Genomic DNA, 26,910 nt, shown 5'->3' with positions numbered 1-26,910 from the left:
CAATGGATGTGGATCGGGTCCCGGCCGGAGGCGGTCGGAACGGTGAATCAGCCCACGGAGACGGTGAAGGGCTTGAGGTCATGGGTCCCGGACGCGACCGGGACCGCCACGGCACGCAGGGTCCGGTCGTCCTGCCAGGCGATGATCACCTGCGGACCGGCCTTGGCCTGCACTTTCCGCTCAGTGCCGGCGACGGCGCGATCCGCCATCACCGTGCCGTCGGCGACCCGGATCAACGCGATCCGGAAGCCGTGCTCCACCGCCGACGACTCGTAGGCGGCGGCGAGGACAGCGCCGTCCGGAGACAGCCGGAGGGCGGTCACCCGGCGGCACCCGGCGCCGGACAGTGGAAGGCTGACGACCGCGGCCCGCGCGGCGGTGTCGAAGACCCGGGGCACGCAGGAATCACGCTGGGCGGCCAGGACGAGCCGGTCACCGGCGAGATCGGCCGCCTGGAGCGAGCCGTCGAACAGGTTGGTGCGGACATCGAGCGTCGCGGGCGGCAGCAGCACCCGCTCCTGCCCGGAGCCGAGGTCGTGCGCCACCAGGCCGGCCGGGCGCCACAGATAGGCCGTGGTGCCGGTCGCGGTCAGCAGGCTGACCGCCTCGCCCGGGTGCCGGACATCCCGCTCGAGCCGGACCGCGCCGTCCGCGCCGACCACCACCAGGTTGATCTCCAACCCGGCCACGCCGGTGCCGTCCTCGCGGTCGGTGCCGGGCATCGTGTCGTGTGCCCCGAGCGCGACCAGGCCCCCGCCGGGAAGGCCGACGAACCGGTCCCAGCCGTCGGCGCCGACCACGTCGTGGGTGATCAGACGCCCGTCTGGGGCCAGCTCGCCGACCAGCTCCCGGCCGTCCAGCGTCACCGGCGACCCGGCCGCCCGATAGCTGCCGGCGACGCCGTCCAGCAGCAGACGCTGCGCCGGCTCGGCCCGTGGGGCGACGACCTGGCTGGTCGCGGCCGTCGGTGTGGCCGAAGGCGCGGGCTCCCGCCAGGCACCGATCCCGGCGCCGATCGCGGTGAGCACGACGACGACACCGGCGAACGCGCCGGCCGCCTGCCGTTTGCGGTGCCGCCGGGCCCGCTCGCGCACGTCGTCGAGGTCGCCGGCATATCCCTTGGCCGCCTGCGCCGTGGCGCGGACCGCGTCGGCCACGTCGCGCGGAATCTGTTCCATGGTCACTCCTTGCCGTCCACGGCTGACCGCAGCGAGCTGAGACCGCGGGAGAGCCGGCTTTTCACGGTGCCCTCGCTGATGCTTAGAGCGGCGGCCGTCTCGGCGGTCGTCAGGTCGAGCAGGATGCGGCACGTGATCACCGCACGCTGCGGGGTCGGCAGCTGGGCCAATGCCTCGCGAACGAAGATCGCGCTCTCGGTGAGCTCCGGGCCGGGGTGGGCCGCCTCGTCGGCCGGGGGACGCTCCCGGCGCACCTTGCGCCACCAGGACGTGGCGTAATTGAGGCCGACCCGGAAGACCCAACCCGCCGGATTGTCCAAGCGGCTCACCACTGACCAGCGCGTATAGGCTCGCGCCATGGCCTCGGCGGTGGCCTCGCCGGCCAGCTCGTCGCGGCGCAGCGTCACCGCCAGCGCGCGGTAGACCCGGTCGACGTTGGCACGGTAGAACGCCTCGAATCCGTCTCCCTCGTGCGCCGTGTCGCCGGGGAGCGGACGATCGTCGACCGCCGCCACTGAAACCGCCATGCCCCGTACACGCGGCACCCCGCGCCGAGGTTCCCGCCACTTCCCAAGTTTTTTGCCGGGCACCCGATCATGATGGTCGATGCACCCGGCGGGTGGCGACATTCCGTAGCGGAACGAGCACACGCCGGCCGGCTTGAAGGAGTCGCAGAACGATGACAACCGGATGCGCGGCCGCACCCGTCTGAGGGGTGATGACCCGACAGGAGGGTGACGCCATGCGGGATGGTGCCGAAGAGGAGTACACCGAGTACGTCGCCGCCCGGATCCCGGCGCTGCGCCGCCTGGCGTATCTGCTCGCCGGTGACGAGCACCGCGCCGACGACCTGGTCCAGCAGACCATCACCACGCTCTACGTGAAATGGCGGCGGGCGAGTGCCGCCGCCAACCTCGACGCCTACGTGCGCACCATGCTGGTGCGCACCTATGTGGACGAGAAACGGCTGGCGTGGGCCCGGGTCCGGCTGTTCCGGCAGTCGCCGGAGCCACCACCGGTCGAGTCCAGCGGCGTCGAGGACCGTCAGCTGGTCCGGGCGGCGCTGGGCCGGTTGCCTCGCCAGCAGCAGGCCGTGCTCGTGCTGCGCTATTTCTACGACCTTTCGGTCGACGATGTCGCCACGACGCTCGGCTGCTCCACCGGCACGGTCAAGAGCCACACCTCCCGCGGGCTGGCCACGCTGCGACGACTTCTCGGCGAGCCGGAGCTCGCCGCCGCGAATTGAGGAGCCGACATGCCATCCGATTTCGATCTGCTGCGTCCTCTCGACACCGAGCCGCGCACCCCCTCCACGGTGGACGTGCGGCGGGCGATCACCGACGGCCACCGCAGGGTGCGCCGCCGCACCGGTTACGCGGGTGCCGCCCTGACCTTCGTGGCGGTCACCGGCGTCACGATCGCCTCCGGCGCACTCGACCACGCCGCGCCGGGCCGGCCGACACCTGGCGTGGACACCGCCGCCACGAAATCCGCACCGGCCGCGCCCGCACCCACGAGCTGCACCGTGCAGCAGCTCGCCGCGCCGCGGAACGCGCCGAAGGCGCTGATCAGCGGCGCCGACCCCGAGGGGACATACTTCGTCGGCCGCTCCTACCCGCAGGCCGGTGGATACCAGGCGGTCATCTGGCACGACGGCGCCGGGACCGAGGTGCCGCTGCCGGGCGACGAGGAGGAGTCGCTGACCGACGTCACCACGACCGGCACCGCGGTGGGCTGGTCCTACCTCCACCACAAGAAGACCCCTTTTGTGTACGACGACGGCCGGGTGTCACAGCTCCGCGGCGTCACGGACGGGTCGGCCGAGGCGATCAACGACAGCGGTGCGATCGTCGGGAACGACGGTGACCACCCGGTGTTCTGGTCGTCGGCGACAGCCACGGCACGCCGGCTTCCGATGCCCGCCGGCGCGCAAGCGGCCATGGCGGTCGACATCGACGAGGACGGCACGATCGTCGGCACGATCGACAACAAGACGCCCTACGTCTGGCTGCCGGACGGCTCGCACCACGCTCTCAGGACACCGGATCTCGGCGGCAAGCCGGCCGAGGGCCGGGTGTTCCACATCAGCGGCGGCTGGGTGATCGGTGTGGTGAACGAAGCCGGTGGTGGCCAGGCGTCCGGGAAGGCCCGGGCGAAAGGCGAGATCGAGACGGCCCGGTGGAACGTGGGCACCGGGGAGGTGCAGGTCATCGACGGGCTCGACGGCATGCCGGACGCGGTGAACGCGCAGGGCTGGCTGACCGGGATCGACCGGCACACCGGCGCCGTGCTGCACGCGGACACCAGCACGATCGAACTGCCCGGCCTGGCGCCTCAGGGCGCCGGCACGCTGGCCGACATCGCCAACACCGTGAGCGCCGACGGCAAGACCATCGGCGGCCAGTCGGACGACGCGAACGGGGTGATCCAGCCGGTGGTCTGGCATTGCCGCTAGACCCGCCCGTCCCGCTGGGGCCGAGGCTTCAGCGGGACCGGTAGGCCGCTCGGCTCGCTTCGATGTGCGGAACGTGTTCGATCGCCCAGCCGGCCAGGGCCAGGGCGGGTGGGATCAGGCTCTTGCCGACCGGGGTCAGGGTGTATTCGACGCGGGGCGGGACTTCCGCGTAGACCTTGCGGTGGACCAGGCCGTCGCGTTCCAGGTTGCGCAGGGTGAGGGTGAGCATGCGTTGCGAGATGCCCGGGATCTGCTGGACCAGGTCGGTGAAACGGAGGGTGCCCTGATCGAGCGTGGCCACGATGAGCAGCGTCCACTTGTTGCAGATCTGGTCGAGGATCGCCCGCAGGGTCTGGCCGCCGTCGCCCCGGATCATGCAGGTGTGCTCGTACTCGGACATGCAGCCCCCTGTGCCTGAGGCACACGCGTGTGCCTTTTGTAAGCCTCTCGATGGTGACCCATGATGTGGCCGATCACGGCTGCTTCGAAGGAGCACACATGGAGATCGCGTACTGGATTCTGGCCGGTCTGCTCGCGCTGTTCTACCTCTACGCCGGTGGGCTCAAGACGGTGCGCAGCCAGGATCAGCTGCGGCCGATGATGGGCTGGGTCGACCAGATCCCGATGCCGCTGGTGCGGACCATCGGCGTCCTGGAGATCCTGGGCGCCGTCGGCCTGATCCTGCCGCCGCTGACCGGGATCGCGACGGCGCTGGCGTTCGCCGCCGCGATCGGCCTGGTCCTGATTCAGATCGGCGGGATCATCACCCACGTCTCGCGCGGCGAGACGAAGGTGATCGGGCTGAACATCGCCCTGCTGGCCGCCGCCGCGGTCACCGCCTGGCTCGCCACGGTCTGGCTCTGACCGAGCTGTCAGCTCAGCGTCAGCTCCGGCCAGGAGGCGAGGTCGGCGCGTAACCGGCGGTCGTGGGTGGCGACCACGACCGCTGCCGGGGTTCGCAGCAGGCCCTCGGTGAGCTCGTCCACCAGCGCGATCGACAGGTGGTTGGTGGGTTCGTCGAGCAGCAGCACGTGCGGTTCGGCGGCGAGCAGCGCGGCCAGGTCCAGACGCCGCCGCTGACCCGTCGACAGCGGCCGCCCCAGATCCGCCGCCGACAGCAGACCGAAAGCGGTCGCCGCGCCGCGTTCTCCGGCCGAGTCCCGCGGCGGCGGGCCAGCTGATTCCCACGGCGGCGGGCCGACTGATTCCTGCGGCGGCGAGCCGGCTGATTCCCGCAGCGGCGGGCCGATTGGTTTCCGCGGCGGCGGGCCGGCTGGTTCCCGCGGCGGCGGGCCGGCTGAATGCTGGGTCGGCGGGCCGGCCGATTCCTGCGAGAGCAGGCCTATCCGGATGGCTTCTGCCCGGTGCACCGTGCCGGAGGTGGGTTCGAGCCGGCCCGCCAGCAGCGCCAGCAGGGTCGACTTCCCGGTGCCGTTCGGGCCGGTGATCAGCAGTTTCGAGCCGGAGTCGAGGGTCAGCGTCGCCGGGGTCCGCAGCCGATCACGCCGTTGCACGCGGTCGGCCGCCAGCAGGGTGACTCCCGGCAGGCTCGGCAGCATCGGCATGCGGAAGCGCCGGGGCGGCTCCGGGGCGGTGACCGCGTGCCGGCGGAGTTCGTCCTGGCGCCGGTGCACCGAGCGGACCAGGGCGGGGGCTCGGGTGGCTCGTTGATGCCTGCCGGTCCCCTTGTCCGGGCGCCAGCCGTCGACCAGTCGGTCCTGGGCCTCGGCCAGCGCGCCGGTCAGCCGTTTGCCGGTCTCGGCCTGCTGCTCGTACGTCTGCTCCCAGCGGGCCAGCGCGGCTGCCCGCCCTGTTCGGTAACCGGCGTATCCGCCGCCGTAGACAGCGGGCCGGCCGTCCACAGTGGGGTCCAGGTCCAGGATCGTGGTGGCCACGTCGTACAGGAGCGCCCGATCGTGGCTGACCAGCACGACGCCGCCGGGGTGGGAGCGCAGGCGTTCGGTGAGAAAGGCGAGACCGGCGGCGTCCAGGTGGTTGGTCGGCTCGTCCATCAGCAGGAAGTCGTGTGCGGCACCGAGGAGGCAGGCCAGCCGTACTCGGTAACGCTGGCCGACCGAGAGGGTGGCCAGCCGCCGGTCCCGGTCGGTGACCGCGCCGAGGTTCTCCAGGGCGAGGTCGATACGGCGGTCGGCGTCCCAGGCGTCGAGCAGTTCGGCCGCGTCGAGCGCCCGCGCATAGTCGGCAGCCGCGCCGGCCTGGCCGGCGGCGAACCCCGCCGGCCCAAAGGACTCCCGTGCGGTGAGTGCGGTGAGGGACTGTGCGGCTTCGTCGAGGGCGCGGAGGACGGCTCGGGTGTCGGCGAGGGCGGTGTCGATCAGGGTGCCGACCGTGTCGGCCGGAGCGAAGGCGAGTTCCTGGTCGGCGACGCCGAGAGTGCCGGTCAGCCGGACCGTGCCGGCGTCCGGGGTCAGAGCTCCGCTGAGCAGGCGGAGCAGGGTGGTCTTGCCGCGGCCGTTCTCGCCGATCACGCCCCAGCGCGAGCCGGGCGAGACGGTGAGATCTATATCGGACAGGTGCGCTCGGTCGGCGCGAAGCCCGGCGGCTACGAGCTGGGCTTGGGCGCGCGCGGGCAGGGTGATGGTGGCAGGCATGCGGATTCTTCCCCTGAGCGGAGGGCTGTGCTGGACAGCGGCGAGCCGCCCGCGGCGCGATGCGCTCGGCGGGTCAGGCTCGGGCGAGCTCAGAGGTAGATCTGATATGCCACGGCGACGAGGCTACCCGGACACATCCGGGCCGCCGACCGGTTTATTGGTGGGGCTCGACGCCGAAGGCCACGTCCAGGCGGTACTTGGTGCCGGAGTAACGGGACTCGCTCAGCTCCAGGGGGCGGCCCTCCTGGTCCAGGATCAGGCGTTCCTCGACCAGCAGGGCGGTGCCGGCCGGGACACCCAACTCCTTGGCGTCCTCCTCGTTCGCCGGCTGGGCGGTGATCGTCGAGGTGCCCCGGGTCGGGATCCGGCCCAGGGCGACCAGTGCCTCGTGCACCGACCCGGAGAGGTCGAAGTCGAGCAGCGCGCTCAGCGCTCCCGGATAGCAGGCGTGCTCGAAGGCGAACGGGTCGCCGTCGGCCTGCCGGACGCGGTAGATCGCCACCACGTCGCCGGCCCGCTGCCGCAACCGGGTGGCCTCGATCACGGTGGCCGGGCGCAGCTCGGCGCTGACCACCCGGGACGACGGGACCTTGCCCTGCTTGCGGATCTCCTCGCTGAGGCGGATCAGGTTGTCCGCGCGGCGCGGGCCGGTGGGCACCGCCACGAACGTGCCGCGACCGGGCGCACGGTACGCCAAACCGTCGTTGACCAGCTGGGTGACCGCGGCCCGGGCGGTCATCCGGCTCACCCCGAACTCGCGGGCCAGCTCCGGCTCGGAGGGCAGCGGATCGTGCGGCCGTGCCTTGGCGATCCGCGCTCGGAGCTCCTGCTCGATGCGGAAGTATCGCGGCGCGAAGTCTGGTCCGGCGGACATGACGCACACCCTACCGATACGGCCAACCTGTCTAGACAGGTGGCTGTCTAGACAGGTACGGTTCAGTGCCATGGATTTCACGGTGTCGCAGATCGCCCGCATGATCGACCACTCGATCCTCCAGCCGCAGTTCACGCTCGAGGACGTGCGGTCGGGCTGCGCCATTGCGGCCAAATACCAGGTCGCCTCGGTCTGTGTGCGGCCGTCCGACGTGCCGGTCGCGGTCGAGCTGCTGCGCGGCACCGAGGTGCGCGTCGGCACCGTGATCGGCTTCCCGCACGGGGACACCAGCACCGAGGTGAAGGTGGCCGAGACCGAGCAGGCCGTGGAGCGCGGCGCCACCGAGATCGACATGGTGATCAACATCGGCTGGCTGCGCTCCGGCGACATCGCGGCGGTGGAGACCGAGATCAAGGAGATCGTGCGGGCGGCCGGTCCGGCGCACGTCAAGGTCATCCTGGAGACGGCGTACCTGACCGACGAGGAGAAGCTGGCGGCGTGCTGGGCCGCGGAGCGAGCCGGGGCGGCGTTCGTGAAGACGTCGACCGGGTTCGCCCCGACCGGCGCGACCATCGACGACCTGGCCCTGATGCGCTCGGCGGTGTCGTCGAAGGTGCAGGTCAAGGCGTCCGGCGGGATCCGCAGCCTGGACACGCTGCTGGCGATGGCGGCGGTCGGCGTGACCCGGTTCGGCTCGTCCGCGACCGCCGAGATCCTGGACGACCTGGCCCGCCGGCAGGTGACCACGTACGCCCGCCGTGCCTGAATCACGGCGGCGAAAGGCGGCGAAAGCACTGATCCGCTGGCGGGAGAGCCGCCGGCGGACGCTTCGCCTGGACCAACGCGCCACAAGCGCGATGCCCGCGAGCCGGGCCCCACAAGGGCCCGGCTCGGCGGTCACCCCTCCATCCACCATGGATGGCGGCTGCCTTTATGATCTTGGCGCGTGATCCACAAAAGTCTGTCCATAGTGGTAGCAACGGGATTGATCGGCGCAGCCACCCTGCTCGGCGCCGCCCCGGCAAACGCCCGCGAGACCGAACCCTCCGAACCACCCCGCGTTGAGCTGGTCCTCGACGTCAGCGGCTCGATGCGTGCCGCCGACATCGACGGCGAGACCCGGATCGCGGTGGCCAAGCGCGCCTTCAACAAGGTCGTCGACGCGCTGCCGGAGAACACTCAGCTCGGCATCCGGGTGCTCGGCGCCACCTACCCCGGCAAGAACAAGAAGATCGCCTGCAAGGACACCCAGCAGATCGTCCCGGTCGGGCCGGTCAACGCGGTCCAGGCCAAGAACGCGATCGCCACGCTGAAGCCGACCGGGTACACCCCGATCGGCCTGGCCCTGAAGAAGGCCGCCGAGGACCTCGGCGACACCGGTTCGGTACGGCGAATCGTGCTGATCACCGACGGCGAGGACACCTGCACCCCGCCCGACCCGTGCGAGGTCGCCCGGGAACTGGCCGCGCAGGGCACTCACCTGGTGGTCGACACGCTCGGCCTGACCCCCGACGAGAAGACCCGCAAGCAGCTGGTCTGCATCTCCACCGCGACCGGCGGCACCTACGCCGCGGCGAAGAGCGAACAGGAGCTGACCGACCGGGTGCAGCAGCTGGTCGACCGCGCCGCCGTGCCGCCGCCGGTGCAGCCCGCCGTGGTCACCGGCACCGCGGACTGCACCAACGCGCCGCTGCTCGCCCCGGGCGTCTACACCGACCGGGAGAAGATCAGCGAGCACCGTTACTACCGGGTGGCCGTGCAGCCGGACCAGGAGCTGCGCGCCTCGGTGAGCATCTCGCTGGACCGGGCGCTGAACCCGGACTACGGCGTACTCCTGAAAGCCGCGAGCAAGGACGGCCGTGAGCTGGTCCGCGGGGTCGATGCGGGCAGCGGCCGCGCGGACGTCCTGTCCGCGGGCCTGCGCTGGTCGGCCGACGAGCAGAAGGCGGACGCCAGGGCGTCGGCGGAGGCCGCGGACAGCGACGCCGACGAGCACGGGGAGACCACGTCGACCGAGCTCTGCCTGATCGTGAGCAACTCGTTCGCGTCGACGGCGACCGCCGCGGACGCCCCCGGCATGCCGGTCGAGCTGAGCATCGACCTGGTCGACGCGTCACACGCCCCGGACGCACCCGGCCTCGGCCGCGGCTTCCTGTTCCTGCTGGTCCTGGCGATCGCCGGACTGGTCGCCGGCGTGCTCGCCGGTTGGATCACCCGCTACTGGGTGGCCACCTGGAGGGAGAACTGATGCGGATCAAGCACCTCGCCGCGACCGGCGCCCTGATCGTCGGGATCGCGGCCGTGCCGGCGCCGGCGTTCGCCGACGACCCGAAACCGATCGCCCCGGTGAAGACGGCCGGCACCTCGTTCCTGACCGCGGTGCCGATCAGCGCGGACCAGCCGGTCGAGGTCGGCGCGGTCACCGGTGACTACCTGTACTGGCAGTTCACCGCCGGGGCCGGACAGCGCCCGGACCTCAGCACGACGGTCACGCTGCCCGGTGACGGGCGCAGCGGCGACGAGTCGTGGATCATCGAGGTCTTCGACGGGCTGCGCCGCCGCCAGGCGTGCGTGGCCGGTGAGCAGAGCCCGGTGGCCGGCAAGGGCGACGCGCAGGTGACGCTCGGCTGCCGGCTGCGGCAGGTCCGTTCGTGGGCCGAGCCGCAGGACGGGGATCCGCTGCCCGGCACCTATTACGTGCGCCTGTCCACCACGCGGGTGCCGGAAACGGATCTGGGTCTGCCGCTCAAGGTCAGCCTGACCCTGCGGACGCCGAACGGTGACCAGGACGCCGACCAGGGCGAACTGGCCAAGCCGCTGGTCCCGGACAACCAGCCCGGCACCGTGCTCACCGCGCCCGCACCGGCCGCGTCGGCCGGTGCCGACACCGAGAAGAGCGGCTTCAGCATGGACTGGCTGCCGGACTTCTCCGGCCGCTGGTTCTGGACCGCCGGCGGCGGCATCCTCGCCGCGCTGACCGGGTTGTTCGGCTTCTCGCTCACCCGGCGCCGCCGCCGAGCCTGAGGGGAAGAAACCCGGGACCGGCACGACCGGTCCCGGGTTTCTTCTTTTCCGTGAGCACCCACGGGCATTGAAGGGTGCGGCGATTGTTTTGGACGCGGAGCTGACTGGCTCCGCTGCGCTCCGCGGCAAAACGCCTGGTAACCGGTGACGAGGCAGCTGATTCCCCGCCACCGGCAAACCCCACCGGCGTCGGGGAATCAGTTGCCTCGTCACCGGCGGCGTTTTGCGGCGGCCAGATCGCCGTACCCGGCCCGCGCGGGAGCATGCGATCCGCACCCCAGCGGACGCGCGTATATGAAGGTCTTGAATTTAGAAGTCGTCGTCGAAAGTAACGCTCCCGGTAACCCCCACCTGGTAGGCCGAGACGCGGCGCTCGAAGAAGTTCGACAACTCCTGGACGTCCTGGAGCTCCATGAAGGCGAACGGGTTCTTGCTGCCGTAAACCGGCTCGATGCCCAGCACCTGGAGGCGGCGGTCGGCGACGTGCTGGAGGTATTCCCGCATGTCGGCCAGGGACATTCCGCTGACGCCCTGGTCCAGCAGGTCGGCCGCGAACTGCACCTCGCATTCCACGGCCTCGGCGAGCATCTCGCGGACCTGCTGCTCCATGTCCGCGTCGAACAGATCCGGCTCCTCGCGGCGGACCTGCTCGACCACGTCGAAGGCGAACGCCATGTGCATGCTCTCGTCACGGAACACCCAGTTGGTGCCGGACGCCAGCCCCTGGAGCAGGCCGCGCGAGCGCAGGAAGTACACGTACGCGAAGGCGCCGTAGAAGAACAGCCCCTCGATGCACGCGGCGAAGCAGATCACGTTGAGCAGGAACGCCCGCCGGTCCGCTTTCGTCTTGAGCGCGCGCAGTTCGAAGACCGAGTCGATCCACTTGAAGCAGAACTCGGCCTTGCGGGCGATCGACGGAATGTTGTCGACCGCGGCGAATGCGGCCGCGCGCTCGTCGAGATCGGGAACGTAGGTGTCCAGCAGGTTCAGATAGAACTGGACGTGCACGGCCTCCTCGAACAGCTGCCGGGAGAGGTAAAGGCGCCCCTCCGGGGAATTGACGTGCTGATAGAGGTTGAGCACGAGATTGTTCGCGACGATCGTGTCGCCGGTGGCGAAGAACGCGACCAGCCGGGACACCATGTGCTTCTCCGCGTCCGACAGGACCGCCAGGTCGGCCAGGTCGGCGTGGAGGTCGACCTCCTCGACCGTCCAGGTGTTCTTGATGGCGTCCTTGAAACGGTCGAAGAAGTGCGGATACTTCATCGGCCGCAGGGTCAGGTCCATTCCAGGGTCGAGCAGCATTACTGGCAAGCCTCACAGATGTCGGGGTTCTCAAGGGCCGCGGCGAGCGCGCCGCCGGTGTCGCCGAGCAGGTTCACGCCGAACGAGGCGACCTCGGGACCGGTTCGAGCGGGCGGGACCAGCGGCGTCGTCGCTGACGGAGCGACGGCGGTGGTGGCCTGCTGGATGCGCGTCGCGGGGCGCGAGCGCAGGTAGTACGAGGTCTTCAGCCCGGACTTCCAGGCGTAGAGGTACATCGACGAGAGCTTGCCGATGGTCGGCGCGGCCAGGAACAGGTTCAGCGACTGCGACTGGTCGATGAACGGCGCCCGCGCGGCGGCCAGGTCGATCAGAGCGCGCTGGGGCAGTTCCCAGGCCGTACGGAAGATACCCTTGATCTCGGCCGGCAGGCCGGCGATGTCCTGGACCGAACCCTCGGCCCGTTTGATCGCCTCCCGGATCTCCGCGGTCCACAGGCCGCGCGCCTTCAGCTCGCGCACCAGGTAGGTGTTGATCTGGAGGAACTCGCCGGACATGGTCTCCCGCTTGAACAGGTTGGAGACCTGCGGCTCGATGCACTCGTAGCAGCCGGCGATCGACGCGATCGTGGCGGTCGGCGCGATCGCGATCAGCAGCGAGTTGCGCAGGCCGTCCGCCGCGATCCGCTCCTTGACCGCGGCCCAGCGCTCGGGCTGGCCGAGCGGCGCGCCCCACAGCTCGGGGTGCAGGTCGCCCCGCGCGGCGCGGGTCTCGGCGAAGGCCGGATGCGGCCCGAACCGCGCGGCGAGCTCGGCCGACGCCTCCAGCGCGGTCAGCAGGATCTCCTCCTGCACCCGGGTGGACAGCTCCTTGGCGGCCGGCGAGTCGAACGGCAGGCGCAGCGTGAAGAACGCGTCCTGGAGGCCCATCAGGCCGAGGCCGACCGGACGCCAGCGCGGGTTCGACGCGGCGGCCTGCTGGGACGGGTAGTAGTTGATGTCGATCACCCGGTCCAGGAAGACCACCGCGGTGCGCACGGTCGCCCGCAGCCGCTCCCAGTCCACGCCGCCGGCGGTGGTGTGCGCGCCCAGGTTGATCGAGCCGAGGTTGCAGACGGCCGTCTCGTCGTCGCTGTTCACCTCGAGGATCTCGGTGCACAGGTTGGAGAGGTGGATCGTGTTGCCGGGCGCGCCGGTCTGGTTGGACAGCGCGTTCGACCGGTCCTTGAAGGTCATCCAGCCGTTGCCGGTCTGCGCCAGGGTGCGCATCATCCGGCCGTACAGATCGCGGGCCTTGACGGTCCGGACCGCCTTCTTCTCCGCATTCCGATAGGCCTCGGTGAATGCGTCGCCGAACAGGTCGGGCAACTCGGGGGCGTCCGACGGGTCGATCAGCGACCACTGTTCGTCAGCCTCCACCCGACGCATGAACTCGTCCGGGATCCAGTTCGCCAAATTCAAGTTATGCGTACGCCGTGAGTCCTCGCCCGTGTTGTCCCGCAGCTCCAGGAACTCCTCGACGTCGGGGTGCCAGGGCTCCAGGTAGACGCAGGCCGCGCCCTTGCGCCGGCCACCCTGGTTGACCGCGGCGACCCCGGCGTCCAGGGTCTTCAGGAACGGGACGATGCCGTTGGACTTGCCGTTGGTGCCGCGGATCAGCGCGCCCCGGCCGCGGACCCGGGACCAGGCGATGCCGATGCCGCCGGAGAACTTCGACAGCTTGGCGACCTGGTGGTACCGCTCGTAGATCGAGTCCAGCTCGTCCTTGGGCGAGTCGACCAGGAAGCACGAGGACATCTGGGTGTGCCGGGTGCCGGAGTTGAACAGGGTGGGTGAGCTGGGCAGATAGGCGAGGCTCGACATGAGGCGGTAGAAGCCGATCGCCTCGTCGGGGGTTTGCGACAGCCCGCAGGCCACTCTCAGCAGCCAGTACTGAGGGGTCTCGATGGGGACGCGCTTGGTGGGGTGGCGCAGCAGGTAGCGGTCGGCGACGGTGCGAAGGCCGAAATACTCGAAGCGCAGGTCCGCGCTCACGTCGATCGCCACGTCCAGTTTGTCCCGAAATTTCGTTACAAAGGCTAGAGTGTCGTCGCCGATCAGGCCTTCAGTGTGGCCCAGCGTGATGGACTCGCTGAACGTCGTGACGCCCTGCTCGCGCACCTCCTGCTCGACCAGGTCGATGAGCAGCCGGGCGGCCAGCTTCGAATACTGCGGCTCCTCGCCGATCAGCTCGGCGGCCGTCTGGATGGAGAGTTTGTCCAGCTCCTCGGTGGTGGCGCCGTCGTAGAGGCCGCTGATCGTCTTGGTCGCCACCCGCAGCGGATCGACCTCGTCCAGCCCGGTGATCCAGCGCTCCACCGCCGCCACGATCCGATTGACGTCGACCGGCGTCAGCTCGCCGTTGCGCTTGCGCACCTGCATGACCTGCCGGCGCTGTCCCGGCACGCTGGTTTTCTCCGGTGTGAGCGTCATGGCCCTCATCCCTCGCGAGTCGCCGCGCGGGAAGACACCGACACTCCCCTCCGGGCGCACGGAGGTCGCGAGGGCGTCAGCCGTCCCACGCGGCCTTCGACCGCCGCACACGGTCGTGTGCGGCGCGCTGGCAGGTCTTCGGACTCGTGGGCGTTTCGCACGTGCCTACTGGCCGTCGCTTCCCAGGCTCGCACCCAGTGCTTGTGTGACGGCGGTCGTTCCCACTCACCGCTGCGGGGCAGTCCCGGTTTCCCACCGGGTTCCCTGTTGCCTCGACCGTCCACTAGGGATGGGCGAACCAGCTGCGAGGGACACTATATATGGGCACGGTCCGCGACACGCAACGCCACATGGTGTGTCGCACATCCGCCGCCCGAGCACGCCGAGACGATTAGTTGAGTTTCCAAAAATTATGCATCGGATCCCTTTCGTCGAATTGTCATACATCACAATGATCGTCGCCGACCCCCGGTTCAAAACGGTCGGGCGGGCACGAACCATCACCGCCGGCATGCGGAACATGCCGATCAAACCCAATTCTTCGGTACGGCCGATTGCTGCCTCAGCAGTGCTGACTGTCCGAAAGCACCGAATCGGCGGCGGGCAATGGGTTGCTAACGTCCCTGGCGTCGCATCGGGAGGTACGGGGGCCCGCATGCGGCAACGCATCCACTAGGTATCTGGCCTGTGACGATGCTGCTCGCTTCGGATCTCCAACGCTCGAACCCGGGCATCGCCATGCCCAGAAGCGGCACCAGAAAAGCCTCCTCGTCATACCGAGATCGGGACCATGAACCTCATCAAACCTGCTGTCGCCCTGCTCAGCACCGCTGCCATTGCTGCCACGCTGCTGTCCGGGCCTACCGCCGCGTCGGCCGCACCGCTCGGGACCGAGTCCCCGGAGGCGACCGCTTCCGTCGTCCGCGCCGCCGGCAACGACCCGTCCGCGCCGGTGGTCCGCCTCTCCTCGACAGGCGATACCTTCACCGGCGCCGCGGTGTCCGTCAGCAAGGACGCGGACAGTCCGGTCGTCATCGGCACCGGTACGGCTGACACCATCGCGCTGACGCTTCCCAAGGTCACCGGGAGCGCCACGGTGCAGACGGCGGACGGCACCCTGGTGCGTCCCGGCCGCAGCGCCTCGACGGCCGTTCAGGCGCTGGCCGACGGCCACGTCCGCGCGCTGGTGACGCTCCACGACGCCAAGGCGCCGAAGGCGTACGACTTCGACTTCGACCTGCCGTCCGGCGCGAAGCTGGAGCCGGCCGGCGACGGTGGCCTGGACATCGTCACGGCGGACGGCGCCGTCGTGCTGGGCGCCGTCGCGGCGCCATGGGCCAAGGATCGCACCGGCAAGTCGCTGCACACCTGGTACGAGGTTGACGGTGGCACGGTCACGCAGCACATCGACACCGCGGGCGCCCTGTACCCGGTCGTGGCCGACCCCGACGTGGTCAAGTTCTGCGGCGGCGTGACCTGCTCGTTCTACTGGAAGCGGTCGGCTACGAAGGCTCTCCAGGGCACGCTCGGCGCGGGTGGCAGCGCCGCCGGCATCATCGCCGGTGCCACCGGGTGCGCCAAGATCCCGGTGCCCGTCGCTGCCGGAGCCTGCGCCGCCGCCGTAGTCGTGTCCGGTGTCGCGGCCGCTTACGAGATCAACAAGGCGGCGAACCGGAAGGGTTGCTTCGTCGTTCGGATCAACATGGTGCAGGCGGTGCTGCCGACGCAGCAGATCGCGGCGGTCAGCTTCGACGACGTGCCCTCCACCAACAAGAACTGCAAGGCCTAGGAGCACGCGGAGGTTCAGTCAGATGAAGTGGACCATGGCATTCCTGCTGTTCGCCGTGCACATGTGGGCGCAGCAGGCGGCACCGTCTGATCGGCCACGTGCCTGGGCCGGCATCGCCGTCTACGCCGGCATCGCGGGCTCGGTGGGAGCGATCCTGCTGTCCCTCATCGCGCTCGTATTCCGGGTGGACCTGCTGGACGCGGCCATCTACGGCTTCTGCGTCTCGGGCATCGTCTGGTCGATCGGCTGGCGGTACAGCAAGCGCGGGTGAGGAGAACGGCGGGGCGCTTTTCGAGAAAGCGCCCCGCCGTTGCCTCAGATCACGCGCAGGGGCCGAGGTCCTGCCACTGCTCGGTCCAGCCCGGCTCCGAGCCCTGCGTCCAGTACCGCGCCTTCCAGAGGTGCTTGCCCTGGCCGGACGGCGGGCCGCTGGGGTCGCCGTACTTGCTCTTCTCGTGCTTGACCAGGTTGCCGCCCAGGTACACCGAGCTGAACTGCCACTCCGGCGCGTCCGAGCATCCGGTCGCCGGCGGCTGCGAGGTCGGCGGGGTGGACGACGGCGTCGAGGACGGGGTCACCGGCGGGGTGGTCGGCGTCGAGCACGTGCCGCTGGAGGCGACGGTGTCCAGGAACGCCTTCCCGCCCGACCGGTAGGCGGCCGCCTGCGCGGTGGCCTGGGCCGGCGACAGCACCTGGTTCTTCGCGAACAGCACCCAGTCGATCTGCTGGTTGTAGGTGCTCTTCCCGCCGGTGTGCGTGGCCAGGTCGATGAACCACAGGTTCCAGTTGATGGTCATCGTCTGGCGCGGGAAGTACTTCCCGCCGTGGTCGCCGACCTGCACCCCGTCGATGTAGTAGACGACGTGCCCGTTCGCCACCTGGGCGACCAGGTCGTGCCAGCCGTCCAGGCTGGACCGCTGCGAGGAGTGCAGGTTGTCGGCGTACCAGGGGTCGTTCCGGTACGTGTACCAGGTCGTCTGGTAGTTGATCGGCCCGGTCTCGCCCCAGCCGCCGTTCGGCAGGTACTCGGAGATGTCCAGCTCGCTGTAGGTCGGGTCGAGATCCCCGTTGAGCGGGCTGATCGTGAAGAACGTCTCGTTGATGTGGTCGCCGTCCGCCCCGGACGCCGGTGCGTCGGTGAACTTGATCCGGCTGGCGTAGGTGCCCTCCAGGTACCGCTTCTGGGTCGAGTACAGCTCGGCGTGCCCGGTACCGGTCGCGGTGCCGTCGGTGTACGCGGTGAGCTGCGCGACCTTGTCCCCGTTCGCGGTGGGGAAGGTGATGTTGGCAGGCGACCAGTTCGCCCCGGCCACGCCGGGACCGCCCTGGTAGCTGCGCGGCGTCCAGCCGTTCGCGGTCAGCGCCGCGTCCGAGGAGGTGTTGTAGTGGAAGTCGTCGAACAGATATCCGCAGTCAGCGGCCGCGGCGGGCGAGCCGGAGCTCAGGGCGACGATGCCCGAGGCGGCCAGTACGGCCGCGGCTATCCCAGCGAATTTCTTGCCAAGCACGGGGGACTCCTTTCCGAGGAGCTACTTGACCGCGCCGGTGGTCACTCCGGTGCGGAGGTGCCGTTCACAGCGGCGGCCCTGGCTGACCGTCAGGGTGGCCAGACCCTGCGCCAGGGCATACCGGGCTCTCAGGCGGTGCGCCGGATCCGACCGGCGTACCGTGCTTCCAGTTCCGCGTTGTGTTCCTTACCGCCGGGCACGTTGTCCGACAGGTAGACCGGCGGGGTGATCCCCGCCGCGAGCAGGTTGGCGACCACGTCGGTGACGAGCTGCTGGGCCAGCAGCGCCGCGGTGATCGAGGAGACCGCGCCGACCGCGCCGCCGCCCGGGATCGGGAGGATCGCGTCGCCGTACGGCGCCCCGTTGTCCAGCACCACGTCCGCGATCTCGCCGAGCTTGCGCCCACTCGGGTGCCGGGAGGCGACGCCGGCCGTGTGCGCGGCCGAGGTGATCGCGACGAGCGGGTGGCCGCGCTCCTTGACCAGCAGCGCCATCTCGACGACCGCACCGTTGATCCCCGAGTTCGAGGCGATCACGAACGCGTCGTCCGGTTTGACCGGGGCGAGGTCGTAGAGCCGGTGGGCGATCGCGGTGTTCCGCTCGACCATCGGGTCGGCCAGCGTGTCGAGCGAGTCACCGCCGTAGAGCACGATGTCGCGCAGCGCGATCCGGTTGGTCGGAACCAGGCCTCCGGCTCGGCCGGCGATCTCCATGGCGAGCGCCTCGGAGTGGCCGCAGCCGAAGGCCTGGATCACGCCCCCGTTACGCACCGTGGTGGTGAGCAGGTCGGCAGCACGTCGCTTCTCGTCGACCTGACCGGTGCCGATCCGGTCCACCACGACCCGGACCCGGTGCAGGAAGTCACTGCTGGTGACGCCGCTCTCTCCGGTCACGTCGGACATCCTTTTCATCGACGGCTGTTGCCGATGAAAATTACGACTGTTAAGACAGCTAGTCAATAAGAAATTTCCATGCTTCGATCGGCGGCATGGTGGAGAAGGTCGGCGGCTCGGGACAGGAGGTCGGCGGCTCGGGCCGGGAGGCCGGCGGCCGAGGGCCGGGGGCAGGCGGCATGACGGCGACGCGGGCGACCCTCCGGCGGTATGACCGATTTGGGATAACCGAATTCATAGATGTGAATGAAACTCTCTCCTCAGCGCCCCACCGGGCGCACCCCCCCGGCACCGAGGAGAACCGAAGATGCGCAGATGGCTGACCGTTCTCGCCACCTTGATCACTACCGCCACCGCGGGCCTGCTGACCGCGCCCGGAGCCGCGCACGCCGACGCGAACGTGGTCGGCGGCACCCGCGCGGCGCAGGGCGAGTTCCCCTTCATGGTGCGGCTGTCGATGGGCTGTGGCGGCGCCCTGTACAGCCCGAACCTGGTGCTCACCGCCGCGCACTGCGTCGGCCGGACCGGCACGAACACCTCGATCACCGCCACCCTGGGCGTGGTCGACCTGAACTCGACCAGCAAGATCACCCGCAAGTCGAACTACGTGTACCGGGCGCCCGGCTACACCGGGAACGGCAAGGACTGGGCGCTGATCCGCCTCGCCAGCCCGGTCAACGGACTGGCCACGCTGCCGATCGCGACCACCACGGCGTACGACTCGGGCACCTTCACCATCTCCGGCTGGGGCGCGGCGACCGAGGGCGGCTCGCAGCAGCGCTACCTGCTCAAGGCGACCGTCCCGTTCGTCAGCGACGCCACCTGCAACTCCAGGTCGATGTACAACGGCGAGATCATCGCGACCGACGAGATCTGCGCCGGGTACACCTCCGGCGGGGTGGACACCTGCCAGGGTGACTCGGGCGGCCCGATGTTCCGCCGGGACGCCGCCAACGCCTGGATCCAGGTCGGGATCGTGAGCTGGGGCGACGGATGCGCGCGGCCGAACAAGCCGGGCGTTTACACCCAGGTCAGCTACTTCGCGTCGACGATCGCCGCGGCCGCGGCGAGCCTGGGCGGCTGACTCCGCGCCGAAGTTAGGTTACCCTAACCTGAAGATGCCGGTGCTCGATCGAGACGGGAACCGGCCGGGAATTCCGCAACGATTCCCGGCCGGCTCTCCCCCATCGTAGGGATCACCACCGTGGCACCGGCAACCCAGGAAGGACGAACCGTACGCATGACCGGATTCGCCGCACGCCTCCGCAGGGCCACCATGTCCGAGCACCGCGACGCCGAGACCCGCGGTTTCATCACCCGGCTGCTGGGTGGCGCCGTCCCGCCCGCCGGTTTCGCCGCCCTGACCGCGCAGTACCTGATCATTTATCGGGAGCTGGAGGCCGCCGCCGTCGCCATGCGGGCGAACCCGGTCGCCGCGGACTTCGCCGATCCGGCCCTGTCCCGGATCGCCGCCCTGGAGTCCGACCTGGCCCACCTGTACGGCCCGGACTGGGCGGCACACGTCCGGCCGGTCCCGGCGACCCAGCGGTACGCGGATCGGCTGCGCGAGCACTGCCACACCTCGCCGGCCCACTTCGTGGCCCACCACTATGTCCGCTACCTGGGCGACCTCTCCGGCGGGCAGCTGGTCGGGCGCAAGGTCGCCGCGACCTACGGCCTGGGCTCGGCGGGCACCGCGTTCTACCGGTTCGACCGGATCGCCGACCCGAAGGCCTACAAGACGGCCTACCGCACCCGGCTGGACGCCCTCGGCCTGCCGGACGCCGCGCTGGACACGCTGGTCGCCGAGTCGCAGCTCGCCTTCGCCCTGAACGCGGCGGTCTTTCACGAGCTCGGCACGGCGTATCCGGAGGATCTGCCCGCCGCGGCCTGACCGTCTAGGTTGGCGGGATGCGCTAGACATCGAGCAAGCCCGTAACTTCGGCGCATGATTCATCGTTCCCCCGGACCCCGGACCCCGGACCCCGGACCCCGGACCCCGGACCCCGGACCCCGGACCCCGGACCCCGGACCCCGGGGATCCGCGGCCCGTGGACGACTGTCGGCCATGAGCGGGTCGTCCTGGTGGTGGCGCGCACCGTCACCGCACTCACCCGCCTCCTGGACGTCGTCTCACTGATCGCCACCGACCACCGGATCCAGATCGTCTTCACCGTCGACGACGAGCGCCCGGCGATCTTCGAGGCCGGCGCCACGGCCCTGCTCGACGAGCTGGCCCCCCGCCGGATCTCCTGGACGCAGGCCCGCAAGACCCGCTTCGACCTGATCCTGTCGGCCAGCGAGAACGACGGCCTGTCCGACCTGGACGGCCCGATCCTGCTGCTCCCGCACGGTCTCGCCTTCCAGAAGTACTACCCCGGCAGCACGGTCGTGGCCGGCCTCGACCCGGCCCGGCTGCCGCACACCGGCGCCGTCACCGTCGGCCTCCCGCACCCGGCACAGCACCCGCCCGCCGGCGCACCGGCCGCGGTGCTGGGCGACCCCGCCTGGGGCCGGATGCTCGCCGGCCGGCACCGGCGGAACGCCTACCGGGCCGCGTTCGGCGCGACCGGCCGGCGGCTGATCGTGCTGGCCTCCACCTGGGGACCGGACTCCCTCCTCGGCGCCTGCCCCGATCTGCCGGGACTCCTTGCCGGGCAGCTGCCGATGGACGAGTACCGGGTGGTCGCGGTTCTGCATCCGGGTGTGTGGGCGGAGCACGGCCCGTGGCAGGTACGCGCCTGGCTGTCCCCGGCCGCCGGCCTGCGTGTGCTCGAACCGGACACCAGCTGGCAGGCGGCCCTGACGGCGGCCGACTGCGTGCTCGCCGATCACGGGTCGCTGGCCGGTTACGCCGCGCTGACGGGTGTCCCGGTGCTGCTCGGCCCACGACCGAGCGACACCACCGTGCCCGGTTCGGTGGCCGATCGGCTCGGCGAGCGGTGCGCCCGGCTGGACCCGTACGCCGATCTGCGCGAACAGATCGACGTGGCGATCCGGGGGCACGTGCCGGACGCCTATCGGCCGCTCCTGGCCGGCGCGGTGGCCGAGCCGGAGACGACCGCGGCCAGGTTGCGGGCCTGGCTCTATCGGACCATGGAACTGTCCGAGCCGGCCGTGCCCGCCGAGTTCCCGCCACCGCCGGTGCCCGCGGCCGCGTCACGGCCGGTCGGCGCGTGGGTGGCCGGCGTCCAGCGGGACGGCGACCAGGTGACGATCATCCGGTTTCCGGCGCTCGGCGCGGTGCACGAGGAACTCGCCTATCGGCACGTGGTGGCCCGCCTCGAACACGCGACCGCGACGCAGGTCGCCGGAGCGGCGATCCTCGGCGTCGACACGGCACCCGAGGAGGACCTGTTCCGGCAGTGGCCACACGCCACGCTGATCGCCGCCGCGGAGCGGAACGAGTGTCGCGTCTGGACACCCGGCGGCGAGGAGGTGTTGCTCCGCGCCGACAGCGCGGTGATCGACCCGTGGGCGCTGGCCTCCTGGGCCTACTGGCGGGTCCGGCGGGGCGAGCCGCTGACCGGGACCGCCCGGCTCCGGATCGGCCGGCGACCCGTCACGATCCGGGTGTCTCCCGGCTGAGCCGGTCGGCGAACTCCCGCGCCCGCGGGTGTTCGCCGAGGAAGTACTGGTAGGCGACCCAGCCCCACCATTTCCGGGCGGCCTCGGTGTCACCGGTCAGGTGCGCCGCCCAGCCGCGCAGATCAGCCAGTTCCAGCTCGTACTGGGTCGCTCCGCTGTCCGTGGTCAGCCCGCGTGCCCGGTCCAGCTCGCCCGTGGCCTCCGCGGCGGCTCCCAGCGACAGCCAGGCCTTCGCGCGCACCAGGTGGATCCGGGCCGCGTTCCGCGCGTCCCCGGCCGGCGCCGCGGCCCCGTCCAGCAGGGCCAGTGCCTCCCCGGCACGACTCGCCTCGACCAGCACGTTCGCCAGCATCCGCAGGTGCAGCCCGAGCCCGCGCCGATCGTCGAGCGCCCGGTCGATCGTCACCGCGCGCCGCAGCATCGACTCGGCCGAGGCCAGCTCGCCGGTCGCGCCGAGCCGGGCCCGCTCCTGCGCCCAGCGCGCCCGGAACTCCAGCAGCGACGACGTCAGCTGGCGGTCGGCGTCGTCCGGGACCAGCGACTCGGCGGCGCTCAGCTCGGCGTCGGCCCGGTCCAGCTGCCCGAGCAGCACGTGGATCCGGCCCTGCAACGCGTGCAGCCGCGCGGCGGCGAGCGGGAGGCCGAGCGCCTCGGCGCCGGCGATGCCCCAGGCGTTGGCCTCGAGGCAGAGCCAGTGGTGGCCGCGCAGGGTGAGCAGCGCCTCCATCGCCCCGCACAGTTGCAGCACTTCGACGTGGTAGCCGCGGTGGTGTGCCTCGCGCAGCAGGTCGGGGACCAGGTGCGCCTCACCCTGGAGCCAGTCGACCGGCCGCAGGTGCGGGAACGGCCACGCGGCCGGCTCCGGCGCGGGGTACCGGCGCAACCGGCCCTCGCGGGCGCGGTCGGTCACCCCGGCCGGATCCATCGCCAGGTCGGCGGCCCCGGCCAGGTCCCGGAACCAGCGCAGGTACCGCGCGAAGGCGGCGTCGTCCCCGGCCGGACGCAGGTGGCGGCGGACCGACCACAGCAGACTCAGCCGGCCGTGCGGGCCGCGGACCAGCAGCGCGGCGTCGAGCAACCGGTCCACCAGATCGTCCGCGGGCCGGCCGAGCAGCGCCGCGACCCCGGCGTCGCTGATGTCCGTGCCCGGGTGCCCGGCGAGCGTCACCAGGTCGGCGGCGGTCCCGGCATCGAGCTCGGCCACGCTGAGCCGGACCGAGTCGTCGAAGAGGGTGCCCACCTCGCCCGCGCCGCGGAGCCGGGCGACCATCTCGGCGACCGCGCCCGGCTTGCCCTGCCTGCGGGCCAGCCAGGCGCCGGCCTGCCCGAGGATCGACGGGATCCCGTCGCAGCGCCGGATCAGCTCGCGGACCGCGTCCGGCTCGGCGGCCAGCATCTCCGGCCCGCAGCGGCTGGCCAGGATCAGCTCGGCGCCGTCCGGATCGACCGCGCCGAGCACCTCGGGCCGGCCCGGATGCCAGACGCGCAGGTCCTGGGTCAGCACCCGGGTGGTGACCAGCACCGTCGCGTGCTCCCACGGATGCACCAGCGCCTCGGCCTCGGCGGCGCCCGCCACGTTGTCGAGCACGAGCGCGAAGCGCCGGTGCCGCAGCGCCCGGCGGTACTGATCCGCGACGATCGGGGCGGTGTCGTCCACCTGGGGCACGCCGAGCTGCCGCAGCACCTCCTGCCGCACCTCGGTCACCCGCAGCACCGCGCCGTCGCGATACTCGTCCAGGTCCACGACGGCGTAGGCGTTGATGCTCTCCCGCAGGTCGTGGACGACCTGCCAGGCCAGCGCGGTCTTCCCGGTCCCGTGCGCGCCGCCGATCAACCGGACGCCGGGCGCCGCCAGGCGGGCCCGGACCTCCTCCCGGTCGGCGAACAGCGCCGGGGCCACCACGGCGACCGCGTCGACGCTGTCCACCGCGACCAGCTCCTGCGCCAGCTCGGCCGCGAACGTCTCGTCCTCCCGGGCCCGGCGCAGGATGAACGCCACCCGCCCGGCCGGGTCCGCCGGCAGCCGCTCGCCACGGTTGGTGAGCAGGGCCAGCAGGCGCCGGGCTCCGCCGCTGGCGGCACCCGCGACGCTGGGCGCCATGACCCGCACGGCCTCCGAGGCGAGCACCTCGATCATGGACATTCCGGCCACTCCCCCTCGTGCGCGCGGTCACCGGAAGCTAACACGTGACGCGGCACAAAAGGGGTGCCGCTGGACGGTGCTCAGGGCGTACCCAAAAAGGATCTTCAAGCGGCGGGGTAAGCCCTCGTCTCGCTCGCCTTGACCGCGGCCCACAGCTCCCGGCCGGGCTGCAGGTCCAGCTGCGCCGCCGCGGCCGGGGTGATGTCGGCGGCCACCACGATCGGGCCGGCCAGCCGGACCCGCAGGTTGTCGCCGTGCCGCTGAATGTCGGTGAGCACGGCGGGCCAGGTGTTGCGCGGACTGCCGTCCGGCTGCCGCGGGTGCAACGCGACGGCCGCCGGGGAGAAGGCGACAAACGCGTCGCCATGCACGACGTCGGTCGCGGTCAGGACGAAATCCCCGCTTATCCGTACGACGTGACCGTCCCCCCGCCCCCGGAACAGGTTCAGCCCGACCAGTTGCGCCACATAGTCGGTCCGCGGCCGGGCGGTGATCGTCGCCGCGTCGCCCTCCTGCACCACCCGCCCGCCCTCGATGATCACCAGCCGGTCGGCCAGCACCAGCGCGTCCAGCGGATCGTGGGTGACCAGCAGCGTCGCCCCCGGGTGCGCGGCCAGATGCCGGCGCAGCTCGGCCCGGGTCTCCAGCCGGGTCCGCGCGTCCAGCGCCGCCAGCGGCTCGTCGAGCAGCAGCAGTGCCGGGTCCACCGCGAGCGCCCGGGCCAGCGCCACCCGCTGCGCCTGCCCGCCGGACAGGTGCCGGGGCTTGCGCCGGGCGAACTCGGCGAGCCCGACCCGCTCCAGCCAGCGGTCGGCGATCGCGTGCGCCCCGCGCCGGTCGACGCCCTGCCGGCGCGGCCCGAACGCCACGTTGTCCCGCGCGCTGAGGTGCGGGAACAGCAGGTAGTCCTGGAACACCACGCCGACCCGGCGACGCTCCGGCGGGGTCGCCGAGAGATCCTGCCCGGCCAGCGTCACGTGCCCGCCGGAGAGCGGGGCCAGCCCGGCCAGGGCCCGCAGCGCGGTGGTCTTGCCGGCCCCGTTCGGCCCGAGCAGGGCGACCGTCTCACCCGGCTCGATCGTCAGCGCGATGTCCAGCTCGAAGTCGCCGCGCCGCACCACCAGGTGCGCGTCCACGGTCACGGAGCGGCCAGCCAGCGGTCGCGCAGCGCGGCCAGGATGGTGACCGAGACGGCCAGCAGGATCAGGCTGAGCACCACGGCGCCGTCCAGGTCACCGCTCTCCATGGTCTGATAGACCGCGAGCGGCATGGTCTGGGTGATCCCCGGATAGTTCCCGGCGAAGGTGATGGTGGCGCCGAACTCGCCGAGCGCCCGCGCCCAGCAGAGCACCCCGCCGGCCGCGATCCCGGGCGCCACCAGCGGCAGCGTCACGTGGGTGAAGGTGATCCAGCGGCTCGCGCCGAGGGTGGCGGCGGCCTCCTCATATCGGGTGTCGGCGCCGCGTAACGCGCCCTCCACCGCGATGACCAGGAACGGCAGCGCCACGAACGCCTCGGCGACCACCACGCCGGCCGTGGTGAACGGCAGGCTGACCCCGAACGTCTCGTCCAGCCAGCCGCCCAGCAGGCCGCGCCGGCCCAGAGCGAGCAGCAGGGCGATGCCGCCGACCACCGGGGGCAGCACCAGCGGCACCGTGATCAGCGCCCGGACCAGCCGCCGGCCCGGGAAGGTCACCCGGGCCAGCAGCCAGGCCAGCGGCACGCCGAGGACCAGGCAGAGCAGGGTGGCGAGGCTCGCGGTGAGCAGCGACAGCCGGAGGGCCTGGGCCACCTCCGGCTCGCGGAGCCGGCTGAGCAGGGTGGACCACGGGGTACGCCAGAGGAGTCCCGCCAGCGGCAGGACCAGGAAGAGCAGGCCCCCGATCGCCGGCACGAGCAGCGCCGGCGGGACCCTCTGTCGCGTCACGGCGCCTGGAACCCCGCTGCGGTCAGCACCTCGATGCCGTCGGCGGAGAGCACGTAGTCGACGAACTGCCGGGCGCCGGTCGGGTTGGCCGCGCCCTTGAGGACCGCGATCGGGTACTCGTTGATCGCCTTGGCCGACTCGGGGAACTCGACGGTGTCCACGTCGGCCGATGCCGTCCTGGCGTCGGTGCGATAGACCAGGGCGGCGTCCACCTCACCCAGCTTGACCTTGGAGAGCGCCGCCTTGACGTCCTGTTCCAGGGTGACCGGGGTGAGCTTCACACCGGCGGCGTCCAGCGCGGTTCCGGCCGCCGCGCCGCACGGCACCTCGGCGGCGCAGAGCGCGACCTTGAGGCCCGGCTCGGTCAGGTCGGCCACGCCGGTGATCTGCTTCGGGTTGCCCTTCGCGGTGGCGATCACGAGCTGATTCTTCACGAACATGGTGGGGGTAACAGCGGCGTCACCGATGGTCGCCATGTTCTTCGAGGCGGCGGAGGCGAACACGTCGGCCGGCGCGCCCTGGGTGATCTGGGTGGCCAGGGCCGAGCTGCCGGCGAAGTTGAACTTCACCGTGGTGCCCTGGTGTGCCGCCTCGAACTGCTTGCCGAGCGTCGTGAACGACTCGGTGAGCGAGGCGGCCGCGAAAACGGTGACGGTGCCCTTCTCCTCCGGCCCGCCGCAGCCGGACAGACCCAGCGTGAGCACCATCGCCGCGACCAAGAGCTTTTTCAACCGGTCCTCCTCGAAGTGGCCCGCTCCACCACGACGGTGGTCGACTTGATCACCGCCACCGCCACCGAGCCGACCTGGAGATCGAGCTCGTCGACGGCCTCCCGGCTCATCAGCGACACCACCCGGAACGGCCCGGCCTGGATGTCCACCTGCGCCATCACGGTGTCCTTGACCACGGCGGTCACTATCCCGCGCAGCCGGTTGCGCGCCGACGAGGCGTCGGAGCGCTCGTCCGGCTCGGCCGCCTGGGCCCGGACGAAACCGGCGAGGTCCACCCCGTCGATCACCCGGTGCCCGTGCTCGTCACGGGACGCGGCGAGCCGACCGGCATCGACCCAGCGGCGCACCGTGTCCGGGCTGACCCCGAGCAACTCGGCCGCCTCACCGATCTGGAACACCGTCATGCCACTCACCCTACTTAATCGCAGTTGCCAACCAAAAGGCCATGAAAAAC

At 71.2% G+C, this 26,910-nt stretch carries 25 protein-coding genes and 1 riboswitch; of the genes, 11 read left to right on the top strand and 14 right to left on the bottom strand.

Translation table 11 applies throughout. The features are described from left to right. Positions 1–47: 47 nt before the first annotated feature. Entirely contained in the window at positions 48–1,178 is a 1,131-nt protein-coding gene (locus Aiant_RS23615; protein ID WP_189329041.1) for a hypothetical protein, read from the bottom strand. 2 nt (positions 1,179–1,180) lie between these two features. Beyond that, positions 1,181–1,705, bottom strand: a complete 525-nt coding sequence (locus tag Aiant_RS23610) for an RNA polymerase sigma factor (protein WP_189329040.1) — start codon at positions 1,703–1,705, stop codon at positions 1,181–1,183. 215 nt (positions 1,706–1,920) lie between these two features. On the opposite strand from Aiant_RS23610, the gene Aiant_RS23605 reads away from it, so the two are divergent. Then, positions 1,921–2,424 carry a SigE family RNA polymerase sigma factor gene (locus tag Aiant_RS23605; RefSeq protein WP_189329039.1) on the top strand — a complete coding sequence of 168 codons (504 nt, stop codon included), beginning with the start codon at positions 1,921–1,923 and terminating at the stop codon, positions 2,422–2,424. A gap of 9 nt (positions 2,425–2,433) precedes the next feature. Continuing rightward, complete coding sequence (locus tag Aiant_RS23600) at positions 2,434–3,633, top strand: hypothetical protein (protein WP_189329038.1); 1,200 nt, start codon at positions 2,434–2,436, stop codon at positions 3,631–3,633. Positions 3,634–3,661: 28 nt separating this feature from the next. Here Aiant_RS23600 and Aiant_RS23595 read toward each other — a convergent pair whose 3' ends face one another. Then, positions 3,662–4,033 (bottom strand): winged helix-turn-helix transcriptional regulator, encoded by a 372-nt coding sequence (locus Aiant_RS23595; protein WP_189329037.1) that lies wholly within the window; start codon positions 4,031–4,033, stop codon positions 3,662–3,664. A gap of 98 nt (positions 4,034–4,131) precedes the next feature. Between Aiant_RS23595 and Aiant_RS23590 the strand changes: the two genes are divergently transcribed. Continuing rightward, positions 4,132–4,497 (top strand): DoxX family protein, encoded by a 366-nt coding sequence (locus Aiant_RS23590; RefSeq protein WP_189329036.1) that lies wholly within the window; start codon positions 4,132–4,134, stop codon positions 4,495–4,497. Between the two features lie 8 nt (positions 4,498–4,505). On the opposite strand, the gene Aiant_RS46595 is transcribed toward Aiant_RS23590, so the two are convergent. Next, the gene (locus Aiant_RS46595; protein ID WP_189329035.1) at positions 4,506–6,245 is read right to left on the bottom strand and encodes an ATP-binding cassette domain-containing protein; all 1,740 of its coding nucleotides are present in this window, start codon (positions 6,243–6,245) and stop codon (positions 4,506–4,508) included. Between the two features lie 154 nt (positions 6,246–6,399). Next, the gene (locus Aiant_RS23580; protein WP_189329034.1) at positions 6,400–7,119 is read right to left on the bottom strand and encodes a GntR family transcriptional regulator; all 720 of its coding nucleotides are present in this window, start codon (positions 7,117–7,119) and stop codon (positions 6,400–6,402) included. Between the two features lie 70 nt (positions 7,120–7,189). Between Aiant_RS23580 and deoC the strand changes: the two genes are divergently transcribed. The 3 genes from deoC (at position 7,190) to Aiant_RS23565 (ending at position 10,143) form a co-directional block, all read left to right on the top strand. Further along, on the top strand, positions 7,190–7,885 hold the full coding sequence (gene deoC, locus Aiant_RS23575) for a deoxyribose-phosphate aldolase (RefSeq protein ID WP_189329033.1): 696 nt from the start codon (positions 7,190–7,192) through the stop codon (positions 7,883–7,885). A 183-nt stretch (positions 7,886–8,068) separates the two neighbouring features. Next, positions 8,069–9,367 (top strand): VWA domain-containing protein, encoded by a 1,299-nt coding sequence (locus Aiant_RS23570; RefSeq protein ID WP_425322711.1) that lies wholly within the window; start codon positions 8,069–8,071, stop codon positions 9,365–9,367. Beyond that, a complete protein-coding gene (locus Aiant_RS23565) occupies positions 9,367–10,143 on the top strand; it encodes a peptidase (RefSeq protein ID WP_189329031.1) in 777 nt (258 codons plus the stop codon). The genes Aiant_RS23570 and Aiant_RS23565 overlap by 1 nt, the downstream gene beginning before the upstream one ends. Before the next feature lie 309 nt (positions 10,144–10,452). Here the strand turns inward: Aiant_RS23565 and Aiant_RS23560 are convergent, their stop codons facing one another. Together Aiant_RS23560 and Aiant_RS23555 are read right to left on the bottom strand one after the other, a co-directional pair. Further along, positions 10,453–11,448 (bottom strand): ribonucleotide-diphosphate reductase subunit beta, encoded by a 996-nt coding sequence (locus Aiant_RS23560; RefSeq protein ID WP_189329030.1) that lies wholly within the window; start codon positions 11,446–11,448, stop codon positions 10,453–10,455. Beyond that, the gene (locus tag Aiant_RS23555) at positions 11,448–13,877 is read right to left on the bottom strand and encodes a ribonucleoside-diphosphate reductase subunit alpha (protein WP_189329029.1); all 2,430 of its coding nucleotides are present in this window, start codon (positions 13,875–13,877) and stop codon (positions 11,448–11,450) included. Before Aiant_RS23555 ends, Aiant_RS23560 begins: the two co-directional genes overlap by 1 nt. A gap of 112 nt (positions 13,878–13,989) precedes the next feature. Continuing rightward, a riboswitch (cobalamin riboswitch) is annotated at positions 13,990–14,195 on the bottom strand. 472 nt (positions 14,196–14,667) lie between these two features. Between Aiant_RS23555 and Aiant_RS23550 the strand changes: the two genes are divergently transcribed. After that, a complete protein-coding gene (locus Aiant_RS23550; protein WP_189329028.1) occupies positions 14,668–15,666 on the top strand; it encodes a hypothetical protein in 999 nt (332 codons plus the stop codon). A 22-nt stretch (positions 15,667–15,688) separates the two neighbouring features. Continuing rightward, positions 15,689–15,937 (top strand): hypothetical protein, encoded by a 249-nt coding sequence (locus Aiant_RS23545; protein ID WP_189329027.1) that lies wholly within the window; start codon positions 15,689–15,691, stop codon positions 15,935–15,937. A 49-nt stretch (positions 15,938–15,986) separates the two neighbouring features. Here Aiant_RS23545 and Aiant_RS23540 read toward each other — a convergent pair whose 3' ends face one another. Together Aiant_RS23540 and Aiant_RS23535 are read right to left on the bottom strand one after the other, a co-directional pair. Then, positions 15,987–17,174, bottom strand: coding sequence for a glycosyl hydrolase (locus tag Aiant_RS23540; RefSeq protein ID WP_189329026.1), 1,188 nt, complete (start codon positions 17,172–17,174; stop codon positions 15,987–15,989). A gap of 128 nt (positions 17,175–17,302) precedes the next feature. Then, on the bottom strand, positions 17,303–18,067 hold the full coding sequence (locus Aiant_RS23535; protein ID WP_425322613.1) for a sugar isomerase domain-containing protein: 765 nt from the start codon (positions 18,065–18,067) through the stop codon (positions 17,303–17,305). Positions 18,068–18,374: 307 nt separating this feature from the next. On the opposite strand from Aiant_RS23535, the gene Aiant_RS23530 reads away from it, so the two are divergent. The 3 genes from Aiant_RS23530 (at position 18,375) to Aiant_RS23520 (ending at position 21,655) form a co-directional block, all read left to right on the top strand. Further along, positions 18,375–19,151, top strand: a complete 777-nt coding sequence (locus Aiant_RS23530; RefSeq protein ID WP_189329024.1) for a S1 family peptidase — start codon at positions 18,375–18,377, stop codon at positions 19,149–19,151. 156 nt (positions 19,152–19,307) lie between these two features. Then, the gene (locus Aiant_RS23525) at positions 19,308–19,961 is read left to right on the top strand and encodes a biliverdin-producing heme oxygenase (protein WP_189329023.1); all 654 of its coding nucleotides are present in this window, start codon (positions 19,308–19,310) and stop codon (positions 19,959–19,961) included. A gap of 191 nt (positions 19,962–20,152) precedes the next feature. Continuing rightward, positions 20,153–21,655: a hypothetical protein gene (locus Aiant_RS23520; protein WP_189329022.1), complete on the top strand. Its 1,503-nt coding sequence runs from the start codon at positions 20,153–20,155 to the stop codon at positions 21,653–21,655. Here the strand turns inward: Aiant_RS23520 and Aiant_RS23515 are convergent. From Aiant_RS23515 to Aiant_RS23495, 5 genes are all read right to left on the bottom strand, one after another. Further along, positions 21,630–23,798, bottom strand: a complete 2,169-nt coding sequence (locus tag Aiant_RS23515) for an NB-ARC domain-containing protein (RefSeq protein ID WP_189329021.1) — start codon at positions 23,796–23,798, stop codon at positions 21,630–21,632. The two genes, Aiant_RS23520 and Aiant_RS23515, sit on opposite strands and share 26 nt — an antisense overlap. Positions 23,799–23,902: 104 nt before the next feature. Further along, a complete protein-coding gene (locus Aiant_RS23510) occupies positions 23,903–24,940 on the bottom strand; it encodes an ABC transporter ATP-binding protein (RefSeq protein WP_425322612.1) in 1,038 nt (345 codons plus the stop codon). After that, complete coding sequence (locus tag Aiant_RS23505; RefSeq protein WP_189329020.1) at positions 24,937–25,725, bottom strand: ABC transporter permease; 789 nt, start codon at positions 25,723–25,725, stop codon at positions 24,937–24,939. The genes Aiant_RS23510 and Aiant_RS23505 overlap by 4 nt, the downstream gene beginning before the upstream one ends. Then, on the bottom strand, positions 25,722–26,432 hold the full coding sequence (modA, locus tag Aiant_RS23500; RefSeq protein ID WP_189329729.1) for a molybdate ABC transporter substrate-binding protein: 711 nt from the start codon (positions 26,430–26,432) through the stop codon (positions 25,722–25,724). The genes Aiant_RS23505 and modA overlap by 4 nt, the downstream gene beginning before the upstream one ends. Before the next feature lie 20 nt (positions 26,433–26,452). After that, positions 26,453–26,860, bottom strand: coding sequence for a TOBE domain-containing protein (locus tag Aiant_RS23495; RefSeq protein ID WP_189329019.1), 408 nt, complete (start codon positions 26,858–26,860; stop codon positions 26,453–26,455). Between the last annotated feature and the right edge of the window lie 50 nt (positions 26,861–26,910).

Origin of the sequence: Actinoplanes ianthinogenes, from assembly GCF_018324205.1 — a bacterium.
In the GTDB taxonomy this organism is placed as follows: domain Bacteria; phylum Actinomycetota; class Actinomycetes; order Mycobacteriales; family Micromonosporaceae; genus Actinoplanes; species Actinoplanes ianthinogenes.
The sequence above is the reverse complement of the archived record's forward strand: the minus strand, read 5'-3'. Positions and strand labels throughout refer to the sequence as shown.

Excerpts from the sequence above, each read along its gene's own strand:
- Aiant_RS23515 (WP_189329021.1), bottom strand. The coding sequence starts at position 23,798 with ATGTCCATGATCGAGGTGCTCGCCTCGGAGGCCGTGCGGGTCATGGCG.
- Aiant_RS46595 (WP_189329035.1), bottom strand. The coding sequence starts at position 6,245 with ATGCCTGCCACCATCACCCTGCCCGCGCGCGCCCAAGCCCAGCTCGTA.
- Aiant_RS23615 (WP_189329041.1), bottom strand. The coding sequence starts at position 1,178 with ATGGAACAGATTCCGCGCGACGTGGCCGACGCGGTCCGCGCCACGGCG.
- Aiant_RS23590 (WP_189329036.1), top strand. The coding sequence starts at position 4,132 with ATGGAGATCGCGTACTGGATTCTGGCCGGTCTGCTCGCGCTGTTCTAC.
- Aiant_RS23525 (WP_189329023.1), top strand. The coding sequence starts at position 19,308 with ATGACCGGATTCGCCGCACGCCTCCGCAGGGCCACCATGTCCGAGCAC.
- Aiant_RS23565 (WP_189329031.1), top strand. The coding sequence starts at position 9,367 with ATGCGGATCAAGCACCTCGCCGCGACCGGCGCCCTGATCGTCGGGATC.
- Aiant_RS23580 (WP_189329034.1), bottom strand. The coding sequence starts at position 7,119 with ATGTCCGCCGGACCAGACTTCGCGCCGCGATACTTCCGCATCGAGCAG.
- Aiant_RS23605 (WP_189329039.1), top strand. The coding sequence starts at position 1,921 with ATGCGGGATGGTGCCGAAGAGGAGTACACCGAGTACGTCGCCGCCCGG.
- modA (WP_189329729.1), bottom strand. The coding sequence starts at position 26,432 with ATGGTGCTCACGCTGGGTCTGTCCGGCTGCGGCGGGCCGGAGGAGAAG.
- Aiant_RS23610 (WP_189329040.1), bottom strand. The coding sequence starts at position 1,705 with ATGGCGGTTTCAGTGGCGGCGGTCGACGATCGTCCGCTCCCCGGCGAC.
- deoC (WP_189329033.1), top strand. The coding sequence starts at position 7,190 with ATGGATTTCACGGTGTCGCAGATCGCCCGCATGATCGACCACTCGATC.
- Aiant_RS23600 (WP_189329038.1), top strand. The coding sequence starts at position 2,434 with ATGCCATCCGATTTCGATCTGCTGCGTCCTCTCGACACCGAGCCGCGC.
- Aiant_RS23550 (WP_189329028.1), top strand. The coding sequence starts at position 14,668 with ATGAACCTCATCAAACCTGCTGTCGCCCTGCTCAGCACCGCTGCCATT.
- Aiant_RS23555 (WP_189329029.1), bottom strand. The coding sequence starts at position 13,877 with ATGACGCTCACACCGGAGAAAACCAGCGTGCCGGGACAGCGCCGGCAG.
- Aiant_RS23495 (WP_189329019.1), bottom strand. The coding sequence starts at position 26,860 with ATGACGGTGTTCCAGATCGGTGAGGCGGCCGAGTTGCTCGGGGTCAGC.
- Aiant_RS23595 (WP_189329037.1), bottom strand. The coding sequence starts at position 4,033 with ATGTCCGAGTACGAGCACACCTGCATGATCCGGGGCGACGGCGGCCAG.
- Aiant_RS23530 (WP_189329024.1), top strand. The coding sequence starts at position 18,375 with ATGCGCAGATGGCTGACCGTTCTCGCCACCTTGATCACTACCGCCACC.
- Aiant_RS23545 (WP_189329027.1), top strand. The coding sequence starts at position 15,689 with ATGAAGTGGACCATGGCATTCCTGCTGTTCGCCGTGCACATGTGGGCG.
- Aiant_RS23560 (WP_189329030.1), bottom strand. The coding sequence starts at position 11,448 with ATGCTGCTCGACCCTGGAATGGACCTGACCCTGCGGCCGATGAAGTAT.